The 16,274-nt window shown below is 37.3% G+C and carries 16 protein-coding genes; 11 read left to right on the top strand and 5 right to left on the bottom strand.

Annotated features, from left to right (window positions below):
• Positions 1-177: 177 nt before the first annotated feature.
• Both yhbH and NV349_RS19925 read left to right on the top strand, forming a co-directional pair.
• Positions 178-1,335, top strand: coding sequence for a sporulation protein YhbH (gene yhbH, locus NV349_RS19930; RefSeq protein ID WP_036123405.1), 1,158 nt, complete (start codon positions 178-180; stop codon positions 1,333-1,335).
• A gap of 33 nt (positions 1,336-1,368) precedes the next feature.
• The gene (locus NV349_RS19925) at positions 1,369-2,772 is read left to right on the top strand and encodes a SpoVR family protein (RefSeq protein ID WP_036123402.1); all 1,404 of its coding nucleotides are present in this window, start codon (positions 1,369-1,371) and stop codon (positions 2,770-2,772) included.
• 55 nt (positions 2,773-2,827) lie between these two features.
• On the opposite strand, the gene NV349_RS19920 is transcribed toward NV349_RS19925, so the two are convergent.
• Entirely contained in the window at positions 2,828-3,247 is a 420-nt protein-coding gene (locus NV349_RS19920) for a hypothetical protein (protein WP_036123400.1), read from the bottom strand.
• Between the two features lie 195 nt (positions 3,248-3,442).
• Between NV349_RS19920 and NV349_RS19915 the strand changes: the two genes are divergently transcribed.
• Entirely contained in the window at positions 3,443-4,318 is an 876-nt protein-coding gene (locus NV349_RS19915; RefSeq protein WP_058844185.1) for a radical SAM/SPASM domain-containing protein, read from the top strand.
• Positions 4,319-4,348: 30 nt separating this feature from the next.
• Here NV349_RS19915 and NV349_RS19910 read toward each other — a convergent pair whose 3' ends face one another.
• Positions 4,349-4,738, bottom strand: coding sequence for a helix-turn-helix domain-containing protein (locus NV349_RS19910; RefSeq protein WP_004225641.1), 390 nt, complete (start codon positions 4,736-4,738; stop codon positions 4,349-4,351).
• Positions 4,739-4,951: 213 nt separating this feature from the next.
• Between NV349_RS19910 and NV349_RS19905 the strand changes: the two genes are divergently transcribed.
• Positions 4,952-5,599, top strand: a complete 648-nt coding sequence (locus NV349_RS19905) for a restriction endonuclease subunit S domain-containing protein (protein WP_271911014.1) — start codon at positions 4,952-4,954, stop codon at positions 5,597-5,599.
• 54 nt (positions 5,600-5,653) lie between these two features.
• Here the strand turns inward: NV349_RS19905 and NV349_RS19900 are convergent, their stop codons facing one another.
• Both NV349_RS19900 and NV349_RS19895 read right to left on the bottom strand, forming a co-directional pair.
• The gene (locus tag NV349_RS19900; protein ID WP_036123392.1) at positions 5,654-7,327 is read right to left on the bottom strand and encodes a ribonuclease J; all 1,674 of its coding nucleotides are present in this window, start codon (positions 7,325-7,327) and stop codon (positions 5,654-5,656) included.
• 287 nt (positions 7,328-7,614) lie between these two features.
• Positions 7,615-8,109, bottom strand: a complete 495-nt coding sequence (locus NV349_RS19895; protein ID WP_036123389.1) for a L,D-transpeptidase family protein — start codon at positions 8,107-8,109, stop codon at positions 7,615-7,617.
• Positions 8,110-9,283: 1,174 nt separating this feature from the next.
• On the opposite strand from NV349_RS19895, the gene NV349_RS19890 reads away from it, so the two are divergent.
• From NV349_RS19890 to NV349_RS19870, 5 genes are all read left to right on the top strand, one after another.
• A complete protein-coding gene (locus NV349_RS19890; RefSeq protein ID WP_058843711.1) occupies positions 9,284-9,493 on the top strand; it encodes a hypothetical protein in 210 nt (69 codons plus the stop codon).
• A 14-nt stretch (positions 9,494-9,507) separates the two neighbouring features.
• Positions 9,508-9,705, top strand: a complete 198-nt coding sequence (locus NV349_RS19885) for a hypothetical protein (protein ID WP_036123382.1) — start codon at positions 9,508-9,510, stop codon at positions 9,703-9,705.
• A 76-nt stretch (positions 9,706-9,781) separates the two neighbouring features.
• A complete protein-coding gene (locus NV349_RS19880) occupies positions 9,782-9,970 on the top strand; it encodes a cysteine-rich CWC family protein (RefSeq protein ID WP_036123379.1) in 189 nt (62 codons plus the stop codon).
• Between the two features lie 100 nt (positions 9,971-10,070).
• Entirely contained in the window at positions 10,071-10,655 is a 585-nt protein-coding gene (locus tag NV349_RS19875; protein ID WP_036123376.1) for a DUF305 domain-containing protein, read from the top strand.
• A gap of 265 nt (positions 10,656-10,920) precedes the next feature.
• Positions 10,921-12,672 carry a methyl-accepting chemotaxis protein gene (locus tag NV349_RS19870; protein WP_089934610.1) on the top strand — a complete coding sequence of 584 codons (1,752 nt, stop codon included), beginning with the start codon at positions 10,921-10,923 and terminating at the stop codon, positions 12,670-12,672.
• A gap of 43 nt (positions 12,673-12,715) precedes the next feature.
• Here NV349_RS19870 and NV349_RS19865 read toward each other — a convergent pair whose 3' ends face one another.
• The gene (locus NV349_RS19865; RefSeq protein ID WP_058843707.1) at positions 12,716-13,321 is read right to left on the bottom strand and encodes a metallophosphoesterase family protein; all 606 of its coding nucleotides are present in this window, start codon (positions 13,319-13,321) and stop codon (positions 12,716-12,718) included.
• A 238-nt stretch (positions 13,322-13,559) separates the two neighbouring features.
• On the opposite strand from NV349_RS19865, the gene NV349_RS19860 reads away from it, so the two are divergent.
• Together NV349_RS19860 and NV349_RS19855 are read left to right on the top strand one after the other, a co-directional pair.
• On the top strand, positions 13,560-15,056 hold the full coding sequence (locus NV349_RS19860; protein WP_089934608.1) for a class I adenylate-forming enzyme family protein: 1,497 nt from the start codon (positions 13,560-13,562) through the stop codon (positions 15,054-15,056).
• Between the two features lie 224 nt (positions 15,057-15,280).
• On the top strand, positions 15,281-16,270 hold the full coding sequence (locus tag NV349_RS19855; protein WP_089934607.1) for a C39 family peptidase: 990 nt from the start codon (positions 15,281-15,283) through the stop codon (positions 16,268-16,270).
• The last annotated feature ends 4 nt before the right edge of the window (positions 16,271-16,274 follow it).

Below are 16,274 nucleotides of genomic sequence, written 5' to 3'. Positions count from 1 at the left end.
ACCTTGATTTGGATTGTTACAAGTCAGATAGGAGTGTCCCAATTTTAGGGCACTCCTTTTACTATCAGGACAAGGGATTAATATAGATGCACAATTCATTTTACGAAAAAAGTTCAAGAATTTGGCTCACAAGCATAGTATAGAAAAAGCGAATTTGATAGATGGGTGAGGATAAAAATGACTGAACACGAAAATAAACGCTTTGTCATCTCTCAGGAAAATTGGTCTCTCCATCGTAAAGGGCACCAGGACCAGCAACGCCATATGGAAAAAGTGAAGGATGCGATTAAAAATAATTTACCCGATTTAGTTAGTGAAGAGAGTATTGTGATGTCTAATGGTCGCGAGGTTATTAAAATACCGATTCGTTCACTTGATGAATATAAAATTCGATATAACTATGATAACTCTAAGCATGTAGGGCAAGGACAAGGGGATAGTAGTGTTGGAGATGTAGTAGCTCGAGATGGCAGTAAAGCAAATCAGGCTCAAGGTAAAGGAAAAGAGGCGGGTGACAAGCCTGGCCAAGATTATTATGAAGCGGAAGTCAGTATTGAGGAAATTCAGAACGTCTTATTTCATGAACTTGAGTTACCTAATTTACAACAAAAAGAAAAAGCAGATATTAAAACCGAAAAAATAGAGTTTAATGATATTCGAAAAAAAGGGCTAATGGGCAATGTTGATAAAAAACGTACGATTTTAAATGCAATAAAGCGCAATGCCATGAAAGGGAAAGCTGAAATTACGCCAATCCATAATGATGATTTACGTTTCAAGACGTGGGATGAGATTGAAAAGCCCGAATCCAAAGCAGTAGTACTTGCCATGATGGATACGAGTGGTTCGATGGGAGCTTTTGAAAAATATTGTGCACGGAGCTTCTTCTTTTGGATGACGAAGTTTTTACGCTCCAAGTATGAAACAGTGGAAATAGAATTTATTGCCCATCATACAGAGGCGAAGGTGGTCACGGAGGAGGAATTTTTCACAAAGGGAGAAAGTGGAGGAACTATTTGTTCGTCAGCTTATAAAAAGGCACTGGAATTGATTGAAGGTAAATATCATCCTTCTCGCTATAATATTTATCCTGTACATTTCTCAGATGGTGAAAATATTTCAATGGATAATGAAAAGTGTTTGAAACTGGTGGGAGAGTTAATGGATGTCTCCAGTATGTTTGGCTATGGTGAGGTGAACCAACATAACCGTTTTTCAACACTTATGTATACTTACAAGAAAATTGATGATCCCAAATTTAGATACCATGTTTTGAGAAAAAAGGGCGATGTATACGATGCCTTAAAGAGCTTTTTCAAAAAAAATGAAGAGTGAGCTCAGCACCACGTTCAAAGGAGGCGGCGTAAAATGGACACGAAAGAGCTTCACCGAGCAATAGATGAAATTACCGAAATTGCCTCAAGCTTTGGCTTAGATTTCTATCCAATGCGTTATGAAATTTGTCCAGCAGATATTATTTATACATTTGGCGCCTATGGTATGCCTACGCGTTTTTCCCATTGGAGCTTTGGAAAACAATTTCATAAAATGAAGCTTCAATATGACTTAGGGCTTAGTCAGATTTATGAGCTTGTGATCAATTCTAATCCATGCTATGCATTTTTATTGGATACCAATACGTTAACTCAAAATAAATTGATTATCGCTCACGTATTAGCACACTGTGATTTCTTTAAAAATAATGTGCGTTTTTCCAATACTAGAAAAGACATGGTAGAGAGCATGACGGCAACGGCCGAACGAATAGCTGGCTATGAAAGAGAATATGGCAAGGATGAGGTTGAGCAGTTTTTAGATGCAGTGTTAGCTATTCAAGAGCATATTGATCCCTCCATTATACGTCCTAAGCTATCTTGGAGTGAGGATGAGGAGCTTGAAGATGAAAAAACACCAGCAAAATCACCATACGATGATTTGTGGAGCATCGAAGAAAAAGAAAAAGTGTATAAACCTATTAGACGAAGATTAAAGCAATTTCCACCAAAGCCAGAAAAGGATATCCTGTTATTCCTAGAGGAGTATAGCCGTGAGTTGGAAGACTGGCAACGAGATATATTAACAATGATGCGGGAGGAAATGCTTTATTTTTGGCCACAATTGGAAACGAAAATAATGAATGAGGGATGGGCTTCCTTCTGGCATCAACGAATCATGCGAGAATTAAAATTAACAACCGCTGAGACAATCGAATTCGCCAAGTTAAATGCAGGGGTTGTCCAGCCGTCCAAAACATCAATTAATCCATATTACCTTGGGATAAAGATTTTTGAGGATATTGAAAATCGCTATAATAACCCTACAGAGGAAATGAAGCGGTTAGGCGTGCAGCCAAACACCGGACGTGAAAAAATCTTTGAGGTAAGAGAGATAGAATCAGATATTTCCTTTATTCGAAACTACCTAACCAAAGATTTGGCAAAGCGAGAAGATTTATATTTGTTCCAAAAGAAAGGGAATGAATATCGTATCACTGATAAAGATCATGAGATGGTACGAGATCAGCTTGTATCGATGCGTGTAAACGGCGGCTTCCCATATATTGTGGTGAAAAATGGCGATTATTTACGTAATGGTGAGCTCTACTTAGTACATGGTTACGAAGGGATGGAGTTAGATCCGCAGTATTTAGAAAATGTATTACCTTATATTTATCAACTATGGGGTCGCCCGGTACATTTAGAAACATACGTGGATAATAAGCCAATGCTCTATTCATATGATGGTACAAAAAATTATAAACGTAATGTCTAATAAAAAACTTCTATCTGTTGACAGCTTGCTCAAACAGATAGAAGTTTTTTAGATCCTACTGCTCACTATCTTCAGTTAACACATCCATATCCTCTTCATTACTTTCACTATGATTTGAAGATGAATGGATATCGCTATCAATTACTAAGCTATCCCGTACTTTTATTCCTTGCTGGCCACCTGCCTCGTCATTATGATTACCAGCTATACCACTTCTGCCATTTCCATCAGCAAATTGAGAATGAACATTGCGTGTATGACTACCGTTACTAGCATTTTGTCCACCTTGGTTGGCATTTGTACCTACATCATGATTGATTTGACCTCCACCTTCTGCTCGCTGTTCAAAGTGAAAGTCTGTATTTCCTATATTGAATGTAAAATTAATCGTTATATGATTTTTCCCTTGCTTATTAGAGGATTCCCGCTCAGGTTCGTCAGGTCCAAAAAAATTTTTAGAACTAAAACCAGACATTATTTCTCCTCCTTTCGTTTAATATACTATTAACATATTAGCGCTTCGTAAACCCACTTGTACGTGTAGCCATGTTATCTAGAGAAAAGGTAGGAGTGTCCAGAGGTAAACTCAACGATTTTTGCTATCTATCCAATAAATTTGTTAAAATGAATGAGATTTGATTATTTAGTGAATGGGAACGGAGAAGCAACGTTGAGAACATTTAAAAAGGTTTATATAGAAATAACGAGTGTTTGTAATTTAGCATGTAGTTTTTGTCCACCTACAGCTCGTGCAAAAGGACTTATAAAAGTCGAACAATTTAATAAAATATTAGACGAAATTCGCCCACATACCAAATATATTTATTTGCATGTCAAAGGAGAGCCACTTTTACACCCAAGGATCGACCAGCTATTAGATGCCGCCCATGCAAAGGGATTTAAAGTCAATATCACAACAAATGGGACACTTATCAAAAAGAATCGGGAAAAAATATTAGGAAAACCGGCATTACGTCAAATTAATTTCTCATTGCATAGTTTTGATGGGCATGAAGGTTCTGAAAACCGTGAAAAGTATTTGGGGGATATTTTGGATTTTGTGCGGGATGCTAGAGAATATAAGACCATCATTTCCTATCGTTTATGGAATTTACAACAGGATCATGTTTCGGATGTTGCAGCACGTCGAAATCGTGAGACATTAGAAATATTAGAAAACGAGTATAATCTTGACTATCACATTGAAGAAAGAGTAGAGCCTGGTAAAGGGGTAAAAATTGCTCCTCATGTTTATTTGAATCAGGATCATGAATTTAAATGGCCGAGCTTGCTTGAACAAGAGGACGAGGGTAAAGGTTTTTGTCATGCATTGCGTAGTCAAGCAGCTATTCTTGTGGATGGAACAGTTGTACCTTGCTGCTTAGATGGTGAAGGTGTCATTAATTTAGGAAATGTTCATGAGAAATCCTTCTCAGAAATTGTGGAGGGAGAACGTGCCAATAAGATTGTAGATGGCTTCTCACGAAGAGAGGCTGTTGAGGAACTATGCAGAAAATGTGGCTATCGTCAAAAGTTTGGTATGTAGCTATTATTGAAAAGAAGCAGCTCCGATGTGTCATTGACCATTGGAGCTGTTTTTCTTCGATTGGGAATCAATCGTATCTAAAAAATCCTTCGTAATACGAACTACGTATTTTACCTCGTCTAAGTTACGTTCTCTTAATAATGATCGATGAATGTCTAGCATGAGGTTCTTTTCCTCAATATCAGTAACGCCAGATAATTTTTGAAAATTAAAAAGCTCCTCAGGGGTAATATCCAATGCCTTCATAATTGTTTCCAATGTACTAAGGGTAATATTAGATTGTCCGTGTTCGATATTGGAAACGCGTCCTTTACTGAAACCTAACTTCCCTGTTCTTTCAGCCACTTCTTCTTGGCTTAGCCCTTTGGATAATCTAATAATACGGAGTTGTTCACCTACTAGCTTTAAAAAATCTGACATATGATTCACCTCTATGTTAAAAGCTAGTGAAAAATAGTGGAAATGACTATACTATTATAGTGGTATAATAGAGAAAAAGTACCGTTAAAATGGTACAATGTTTAATGATAAATCATTTATTAGACAAATAGCCTAAATAAGTTACTAGGTAAAAGGCTTTAGTGAAGGTTGCTTTAAGGGTATAAAATGGGACAGGGGATTGGAGGATCAAACATGGTGAAGCAGTTTTTTATAGAAGAAGTAGCAAAAATCCAAGTGGGTAATAGCATGATGAATGATACAAGTTTTGCGAGAGAAGGCACTCCTTTCATATCCGAAAAAACGCTAATGAAATTAATAATAGAAGATGATTTTAGTCAAGTACCGAGAGTTGATCATACAATGGATTCGCTGACTATGTCACAAGTGCCTGCTAAAAGTATCCTTCTTAACAAAATCAATTTGAAAGAATCCTCAATTTATCAGTGTAAAAAGGCTGTATGTATTGGTCAGGATATTATTGCCATCATCCCTAATGAATCGATAATTGTCAGTGATTATTTATTGCACTTTTTAAAATGGTATCAAGTAAATAATGACGTGTGTAATGTCTATCATTTAATGATTGAATTACCACCGATTGATATTCAACTTCACATAGCACAGCTATTAAACGCTATCCAACATTTATTAGTTAATAAAGATTCTTTAGTAAAGGCGATAGAGGGACTCCCACAGTATTTTAATCATATTTCAAAGCAAGTCAAACAGCATTCAAATGACCTACATTATGGCTTTGAACAGCTCCAACGGCAATATATTGATATGTTACATATATTTTTTAATGGTGATTTTTTGAATGATCATTTTAATGTTAAGTGATTGAACAAAACAAAAATCGGTGCAAGATGGACATTCAATCCTTGCACCGATCAGTTATATTTCAATAATAATTGGTAAAACCATAGGCTTTCGTTTAGTTTGGTTAAATAAATATTGTCCTACTGCTCTTTTGATTTCACGTCGTAGAACATGGATTTGCTGTCTGTTTTCTTCTTGTAGTTCTACAACGATTTCTTTGGTAAGCACATTGACCTTATTCAACAGCTCCTCGAAATCCTTCGCATAAACAAAACCACGGGATATGGTATCAGGTTCTGAAATAAAAGCACCATCTACTTTATTGAGTGTTAAGACGATGACAAGCATTCCGTCTTCTGAAAGCTGCTTGCGATCACGAAGGACAATGCCTTCAACTTCACCTATGCCGATTCCATCAACATACGTATCACCTGCTGGAATTTTACGAGTTTGTCGTGCCTTCGAGTTTTCAATATCAACGACATCGCCGTTTTTCATAATAAAGGTATTCCCTTTTTGGACTCCAACCGCTTCTGCTAATAAGCGATGCTGGTGTAGCATGCGGAATTCACCATGAATAGGGATGAAAAATTGTGGCTTCATAAATGTTAGCATAAGCTTCAGATCTTCTTGATGACCATGTCCTGAAACATGCATGCCTGTATGGCTGGAAGATCCATAAATAACTTTTGCACCAAGCTGAAACAAATTATCCACAATCCGCGATACACCCTTCTCATTGCCTGGAATTGGGGAGGCCGCTAAAATAACCGTATCATCTGGAAGAATTTTCACTTCACGATGGTTGCCATTTGCTAAACGGGCAAGCGCAGCTAGAGGCTCGCCTTGGCTACCTGTGCAAAGTACCACGACCTCCTCTGGTGGAAGGTATTTCACTTCTCGTGCATCAATTAACATATCTTCTGGAACAAATAAATAGCCCCGTTCTATCGCTACATCAACAACATTGACCATGCTGCGTCCCAATAAAGCTAACTTCCTATTGGTAGCAATAGCTGCATGTACGATTTGTTGGATACGATTAACGTTTGAAGCAAAGGTCGAAATGATTACTTTCCGTTCAGCATGTAAAAAAGCATCCTCAATATGGTGACCAACAAGCTGTTCAGAAGGTGTCAAACCTGGCCTCTCTGCATTCGTACTTTCCGAGATAAGAACGAGCACTCCTTTTGAACCAATTTCAGCCATTTTATGAATATCGGCAAATTGATTATTAACGGGTGTTAAATCAAATTTAAAATCGCCAGTATGGACTACGTTCCCTTCAGGAGTGCCCATTACGATTCCTAAACAATCAGGTATACTATGATTAGTTCTAAAGAAACTAATATCCATTTGTCCTAAATGTAGAGCGGAGTCAGCGTGAATTTCAATTAAATCGGTTTCTCTTAACAGCTTATGTTCTTTGAGCTTTAATTCGATAAGCCCTAGAGTAAAACGAGTAGCATACACAGGCACATTCAATTTTTTTAATAAATAGGGGATACCACCGATGTGATCTTCATGACCATGCGTAACAATTAGAGCCTTTACTTTTCCTTTATTTTCCAGTAAATAAGTAATATCAGGAATAATTAAATCAATACCAAGTAAGGTTTCATCTGGAAATTTTGCTCCGCAATCAATAATGATGATGTCATCTGCATATTGTACTACATACATATTTTTTCCAATTTCATTAATGCCACCTAAGGCAAATATGGATAATAACTGTTTACTTGTGGACAACGTATTCCCTCCTATAGCTCTCCTTTAACTATAGGTAGTATAGCTTTTAGCATTTCATCCTATACGAAAACAATAATGCTACTAATTGTATTTCACAAAAAGAGGTAAATCATTGTCTAATTTTGTGGCATATACATAGGGATTGGTTAGAAATCATGCTCAATTTATTCATGATGCACTTTATCCCTCAAAAAAAGGTGATATGCAATTTGCCCAGACAAGCGAACAGGATTAAACATAACAAGAGGCTATCTATTTTGGTTTACAACTATAGATAGCCTCTTTCGTTAGGGATGAATCACTACTTCTGTACCAATAGGGACGATGCTGGCAAGCTCTTCAACATCTTGATTTTGCATTCGAATACAACCATGTGAAACAGCATGCCCAATAGAGCTAGGATCATTTGTGCCATGAATTCCATAATGTTCTTTAGAGAGACTCATCCACATCGTTCCAAAAGGACCACCAGGGTTTGGAGCTTTATTGATGATAATAAAACTGCCTACTGGTGTTTCATGAAGCATGCGTCCGACTGCGATAGGGTATTGTTTTTGAAGGATATTATTTCTATATAAACGTAGCCAGCGATTATTGGTAGATATTTCGATACGGTAAGGAATTGTATCGGGATTTGGCAAGCCCGGGATGACAATTTGTTGACCAATAAAAAGATGATCAGGCTGGATTCCTGGGTTAGCAGCAATAATGGATGCCAACGGAGTACGATAATCCTGAGCAATTTGAGTCAGTGTTTCTCCAGCTTTAACTGAATGAATCAATTATTATTCCCTCCTCTGCAAAGGTTTATGATTTTACTATATGCTTCAAATGATTTATGTAATTTTAAGGACGCAAGATATTTCAGCTTTCTGGATAAAATAAGCGATAGCATTGCAGGATCTAGGAGCATATAAAATGAAGGAATTTAAAATTACGTATTTTTTTGATGAATTGCACTATGTTCGAAGATTCATTTATCTTGATTCAGCAGAAAACGCCCACCTCTATTGGTGATGAGATGAATGCATAAATTGTTCTCTTTGATTTAGTGTTTGTCCAAACACCAACTGAATCAAAATAAAAGCCCTAGCAGATGTCACAGATTTTGAAGAGGAACTTTTCGAGCAAACTTGAAAAAATCTGGACGCAATTATGCTGAGGCGTAATTGACATGTTGTTGAAAAAAGATGATGTCAACGGCAGAAAAAGCAAATTTGCAAGGTGAGAGGTTGATTTCCGTTCCGCCAGCGCCCTTTCCAGGGGGCGTCCGATGAGCCGCTTCACTCACTTACGCTCGCTCCAGGGTCTCCTCTGGGACGCTAAATCCCCAAGGAGTGACGCTGGCTCCACTCCAATCAACCATTCTGCAAAGTGTCTTTACTTTTTTCATAGTAGCATAGCGATCAAATAGCCCATTATCTGTATTCTTAGAGGGGATAAACTCTTATTTTCAATATGGAGAAGTGATGCGTGACAACACCTCTTCATAAAAAGTAGTGAACACCTTCACTTTATTTGAAAACTTTGCTAAAAAGGTAACACTTTTGTGGGTTGGAGTGGAAGGCTACTTGACTCCCGTGGGATAGCGAGATAGGCAAGCCTCTAAACGGAGCGGTAGCGGAGGAAGCGGCTTGGCGCTCGCCCACAGGAAAGCAAGTAGCCTGCAACGGAAATCCATTTCTTCCTTTCAATTGACTGTTTTGTTTTTCAACACTAAGGCAATTACGCTGGGGCGTAATTGATATTGAATCACAACAAGAAGCAGAGAAATTAGTGAAAAGTGAACGCGATCAATATATCTCCTTTACGGATAGTAGGGGCATTTACCTTGAATTGCACACAAAGCATGTACGAGTGATTCAAATAGCTGAATATCATCGAATGGATAAAGGTGCAAAAGGGAGTGACACATAATCTGTCCAGCTTTACACACATTATAGAGAAAGGAGTGAAATGGACATGAGTAAAGTACCACATGAAAAGAAAATGTTTATGAATTTAAATAGCAAGGACAAACCTGACATGGTTGAATCAGATACAATTAGTCTTTTCGATTTGCATGAAGATATGCAGACTGTCGATGCCATTCCAGTAGAGGAGCTCAATAAACGAGTGAAAAGAGAAGGCGATGAATTAATTGAAATGCAGCCAGATGAATTGTAGGAGGTAAAAATGCTATGAATCATGAAAAAGAAGCCCATTTTACGTCTGCGGGCACAAATATTAATGAAGTAAAACAAAAAAATGCAGATGCAGGATTATCCTATAATGAGGTAAAGGCATTGTTAGCTAAAAGTGGAGGGCAAGGGACGGCCATTTATAGTGACACGGATATAGAAGAAGTAAAGCAAGATATACACAAGCACCAACAATAAGCGTAGTGGGAGGAGTAAGTATTAAATGCTCTTCCTTTTTTTATTTTACAATGGTAGGTAAAGGAGGTGCAGGAACATGTCAACTGGAGAAGAGAGCTGTCCATTATGTGGGGGAGAAAATCATTGTGGGGTAGCAAAAGGTGAAAAAGAGTGCTGGTGTATGACGGTGCACTTTCCAGAAAAGCTATTAAATGCAGTGCAAACGGAGCAAAGGACATGTATTTGTCCAATATGCTTAGATACATATAGGAAAGAACGAGGATAATTTTTACGATGAATGAGGCTGTAAATATGGAGTCATTGGTACAATTGTCTATCGCACAACAACCTAGCGGGCATACATTACTCTGAAAGGAGTGTGTCTTATGGCTAAACCAATTGAACTCAGTAATGTAACAAAGGCATATTTAGAGGAATATCAGCGCATCCTCAAAAAAATGATGCAGGGCATGACCTATGTAACGATTACTTGTAGTATTTCTGAAAATTTTATTAAGCAAATTATCCCTCATCAAGTTGCAGCAATTCAAATGTCCGAAAACGTTTTACGCTATACAACGAATATCCCTGTACAAAATCTCGCATTAGAAATTATTCGAACTCACACAGAAATGGTTGAAAGTCTTGAAGCGATACAAAATCGATGTTGTGTCGTGCAAAATTCAGAGTATGAATTATACGAGTATATGTGTGCTTACAAAGAAATTACAGAAGCTATGTTCAATGCAATGTGTGCACCACCAGTATCGAATAGCATTAATATCAATTATCTACGAGAAATGATTGTCCATCATCAGGGTGGTATCCGTCTGGCACAAAATGTGCTGAGATTCTGTATTTGCCAAGAATTAATCCCTATTTTACGTTGTATGATTCAAACGCTTTGTGAGCAACTAGAAGTTATGGAAAAGTTACTGGATAGCTTACAAAATTGTGATTGTGAATGCTAACACTTTATGTAAAACGCTAAAGTCAGACATGATTTTAGCGTTTTTTCTGTGTAAAAATAGTGTTTAACAGGGAAAATGAGAAATTGTCAATAAAGTGGACAAAAGAATAAGACGGTGTAAAGAATTTTTTGAAAATCTATTTTTGTATTAGTGTTGTTGGTAAAATAGATATGTTTTATTAGTTGAAGGCAATGAAGAAAGATCTATAATTCGTTTTAAAATATTGGTAATTTTTATTTACTTTATTACAAAAGGAGTGGTAACAATGTTCAAAAGGAAGAAAATAAATCAAAATTATGATTATTTCTCAGCTGCGAAAAATTCAGATATTGAGGCTAATGAACGCTTTAAAGAAAAGTTAGATTTTCTTGCTTTATCTAGAATTAGAAGAGAATCTGTTGGATTTTTACGCAAAATCTATGAAAATAATCGCCAACAGATACTCGACAATTTTTATGATCGTTTATTGGAAATTCCAGAATTTAACCAAGTTATCAATACGCATTCATCAGTAGAGCGTTTAAAAGGGCTTTTTGATTCACATTTTATAAGCCTATTTGATGATGAATTAGATTTAGATTATGTATTTAAACGACGTAAAATCGCTTATGTACATGCCCGAATCGGTGTACTGCCGAACTGGATGATTTCTGCCTATACGCTCATTAACCAATTAATCATACCGCTGATTGTCAAAGAGCTATCAAGCGATCAAGAAAAAATGCTGGATGTCCTATTGTCTTATGATAGTCTAGTAACGATCGACCAACAGATCATTTTAGAAACCTATATTGAAATTCAGGCTGGCTCTGTTGTAAATGGTTTAGGTGAAATTATTACTTATAATACCCAGTTAGATACGATTAAGGAATTGATTGAATTTCAAGATATTCAGCAACAGGAGATTGTTGCAGCAGATCAATTGATGCACGAGCTAGATGAGAGTATTGAAGAAATCGCCGCATCTGTTGGTGATATTTCAGCCCAAACAAAGCATGCCTTTAAAAAATTAAATCAGGATTTAGAATCGTTACAACAAGTATCATCCATTTTACAAACAACCGATGAAGGTCATAAATCCATGCAGGAGGATATAAAGCGTTTAGTGGAACGTGTCAATAGTGTAGCGAAGCTGATGGAATTAATTAAGCGAATTGCAGATCAAACAAATTTATTGGCTTTAAATGCTTCTATTGAGGCGGCTCGTGCTGGAGAAGCGGGTAAAGGCTTTGCAGTTGTTGCGGAGGAAGTTCGAAAGCTTGCTGATGATACAAGTACATCTGTCAAATCTATACATACAGATATACAGGAGCTACTACATATTACGCATAATATTAGTTCACTAACAACTCAATTTTCACAGGATTTACATCAAGGCGTCACGGATACCTTACATATTTCACAGACGCTTGCAGAGATAAATAAAAGTCTACAGCAGCAAGGAGCTCGCTTTGAGGAAATTGCCACAACGACAAAGGTACAAGCACAATCTGCTACAACTATTTCTGAACGTAACCATACTATCACGGAGAGTATGCAAAAAAGTAAGATCATCGTTTTTGATATGGGCTCGGCTATCTACAAGTTAAGTAAAATGATTGACGGATACCGATCAACAACAATTTCTAAAAATTTTATTATTAGTCAGGAGGATATTATTGAATTAGCTATTACAGACCATTTATTATGGCGCTGGAAAATCTATAATCTACTGCTTGGCTTTGAAACAATGACAGAGCAGGATGTTGGCTCACCACAGGAGTCGCGCCTTGGTGAATGGTATTATGGTACAGGGAAAAAGCTACTAGGCGAAGAGCGTGTCTATGTAGAGTTAGAACAACCATTTATTCATGTCCATGATATAGCTAAAAAGGCGGTACGAGAATATAATATAGGCAATAAAGGGGAGGCTGAAAAATATCTGAAGGAAATTACAGAAGAATCATATATTGTAATTGAAAAACTAAAGGCCTTAAAGGAAATTTTATTGAACGGGAAAAAACAATATATTCACTAAAAATTTGAGAGCAAGCTAATGCTGGGATTAGCTTGCTCTTTTTTTATATTTCTATTGACGAATCAATAGATGGGACACACATAAATGTTACGGTGCGCTGTGTGCTATCATAAAGACACCATTCACGGTGGTCGACAACAGAACCAACATTGACACCATACTGTTTATTTTGTAAGGCAATTGGTTGGCCATAGCGAATACGAATGGGTAGTTTCTTTTGCTGATGATAAAGGCCTGATTCATGACTATGACCAAAGAAAAACAGTGGCTTATGAAAAGGAAGGAATGTTGGCTGCCAGCTTACACTCCATTTAAATTGATGTCCGTGTATTAGTGTCGCACCATCTATCTCTATCGTCTCAGGTAAAGCCTGAAAACGTTCGATGCCAGTGACCTGCGTAATGCGTTCCTCTTGATTACCTCTTATAGAGGGGAAGGTTAGTAATTCTTCAAATTCGCTTTCTACTATGGCTGCCTTTTGTAAAGGTAAGCCAGATAAGGTTTGCGCTTTTTTCTTACTGACGGTGCATTCATATAAATCACCTAAACCAATGATTTTTGCTTCCTCTGCTGTTTGTTGAATATGAGCTAGAACAGCTTTAGTATCTTCTATATTAGAATGTAAATCTCCTAAAAGTGCATAAAGCATGTCAATCCGGCCTTTCCTAAAAATAATCGTACAAATATCATACACCCAATAGAAATTGATAGAAAAGTAAAACGTCTAAGAATATTTCGTTACTTCTACTTCATATTTTGAATGTGTAGAAAAATTGCCATGAAACGCATTGCTTGTTAAAATATAATCATAATTTTCTGAATTTTTAGTAGTTTCATAGTTTCAGACACTATCCAGCATTAAAAAATGAATTTTTGGAGGGTTTATAATGACGATGTACATGACAGATATTCTTGAAAACTATGCTGTGCAACAACCGAATGCAATTGCAACCTTGTATGATGGAAAAAAGTTGAGCTATCGCGATTTTTATCAACGTGTAGAAAGATTTGCAGCATACCTACAAGAACAGGATTTTGAAAAAGATGATGTGATTGCATTATATACGCTCAATTCAGATTTGTTTTTAATCGCTTATTTAGGTGTCCAACTAGCAGGTTTTATTGTGATGCCTATTAACACTAAATTAGCAGCACCTGAGGTTGATTTTATTTTTAATCATTCACAAGCAAAGGGTCTCATTTATGATGAAAGGCTAGCAGAAGCATTGGAGGATGTTGCCTATACATTCCAACATACGATTGGATTTAAAGAAATGAGAAACATTTTTGAAAATGAGGGATGTGAAAGAAAGCTTGTACAATTAGAGGCCCATGATACAGCAGTGGTCATGTATACTTCTGGGACAACAGGTAAACCAAAGGGCGTCATGCTAACACATCAAAATATCTTGGCTACTGCCGATATTTGGTCTTCTTCAATGAAAATGTCTAGCAAGGACAAGATGTTTATTTGTACACCTTTATTCCATTGTGCTGGCCTGCACGTCTTTGCTATGCCAATGTTCTATCAAGGAGGAACAGTTGTTATCGAAGAAGCATTTTCACCAACAAAAACGTTAGCGCAAATTGCCGCAACTGAAGCGACTATTTTCTTTGGTGTTCCATCCATGTATACCATCATTTTAAATACGCCTGGATTTAAGGAACATAGCTTTCATCATTTACGTTTATTATGTTACGGGGCTGCTCCAATGCCTTATGAGCTCGTAAAGCAAGTGAAAGAGGCATTTTCAAATGTAAAGGTTCAAAATCTCTATGGTCAAACCGAAAATTCACCTGCAGCTACCTCTTTATTAGATAGGGATGCATTAACGAAAATTGGCTCTGTTGGGAAGCCATTAGCTCAGACGGAGGTATGCGTGGTTGATAGTGAAGGAAAGTCAGTACCAGCTGGCGAGGTTGGCGAAATTTGTGTTAAAGGGCCACAAGTAATGAAAGGTTATTTGCGCAATCCAGAGGAAACAGCTAGAACGATAAGAGATGGCTGGCTCTATTCAGGAGATTTAGGACGCTTTGATGAGGAAGGTTATTTATATATTGTAGATCGGAAAAAAGATATGATCATCCGTGGAGGGGAAAATATTTACCCGATTGAAGTGGAAGAAGTGCTATATCAAATGCCAGAAATTTTAGAGGCAGCAGTGATAGGATTACCACATGAAGTATATGGAGAGGTGCCAAAAGCATTTATTGTATTAAAGGAAGGGCAGTCACTCGATGAAAAGGCAATATTATCTTACTGCCAAACAAGACTTGCCAAATATAAAGTACCGTATGAAATTGCATTTTTAGTAGAACTGCCGCGCAATGCTTCAGGTAAGGTGTTAAAGCATACATTACGACCTAAAGTGACGACGATTTAAGTACTATCCACGATGCATAGGCATAATTGTTAGCCAGTTTTTTCAAGCTTACTCGCAAGTTTCTGTGTACCTGCCGCTTCGCTTTCCATACAAAAAATTATGTCCTGAAATAAGATAAAATAGGAACGATTATAAAAGTATCGTATAATAGAGTCTACGACAAATTGAATAAATAGAATGGCGAAGGGATTACTCTTCCAATTAGAATAGGAGCGGAATTTGTCTTGTGGACGGGGTATAAACGCCTTTTACTTATAGGCATTTTGATTATTATGTTACTTTCGAGCTGTCAGCCATTTTCACAGCAAGAAGCAGAACAAAAAAATCCATTAACTGTTTTAACGGTAGAATTTAATAGCGGGGCACCTATCCCCAATCTCTATGTCACAGTAACAGATGTACAAACAGGTGATGTAGTAGAGGAAGCGATTGGTTCAGAAGAGGGAGAAGCCGTATTCGCGAAGCTCAAGGCAGGGCGAGAATATACCATTGCAGCAACAACACTGGAAAATAGTACAACAAACGATGGATATACAACAATCGAGAATTTTACGTATGATACAACGAAGCCATACTATCGATTGCAAACACACTTCTCTAGAGACGAGCAAGAATTAGATGTACCTGTTGTCATGCAAAAGCCAGAGCTTCCACATGGCTGTGAAATAACATCACTCACAGCTGTCTTAAATTATTTTGGAATGAATGTTTCAAAGCTTGAAATGGCTGATAACTATTTACCAAAGCAAAATATACGTACTGTAAACAACCAACGTTTTGGGCCAAATCCACATGAGGCTTTTGCAGGGAATCCGCGTGATAAAGCTCATGGTATGTATGTTTTTGCTGAACCCATTGTTAAGGCGGCAGAGGCAGTCATTGCAGATAAACAAGCTGATTTACGCGTGTCAAATATGAGTAAGGCCTCACAGGACGAGATTTTACAGCTTGTTCGCGAGGGGGTTCCTGTTGTAACATGGGTGACGCTTGATTTATCGTCACCTAAACGAAATGCAAATAGAGGCTGGATTTTTGAAGGTGAGACAACATCACATGAAGCCTATATGAACTTACATGCAGTTGTCTTGACAGGGCATTTAGGGGATAAAGTAGTAGTAATGGATCCATTAAAAGGTTATGTTACATACAATGTCGATCAATTTTTCAAAAGTTATCGGGAATTAGATCAGCAAGCCGTAGCTATTCATAAATAAATTA

The organism is Lysinibacillus sp. OF-1 (assembly GCF_028356935.1).
Lineage (GTDB): Bacteria > Bacillota > Bacilli > Bacillales_A > Planococcaceae > Lysinibacillus > Lysinibacillus fusiformis_D.
Note: the sequence above shows the minus strand (reverse complement) of the source record. Positions and strands in the feature narration are given on the sequence as shown.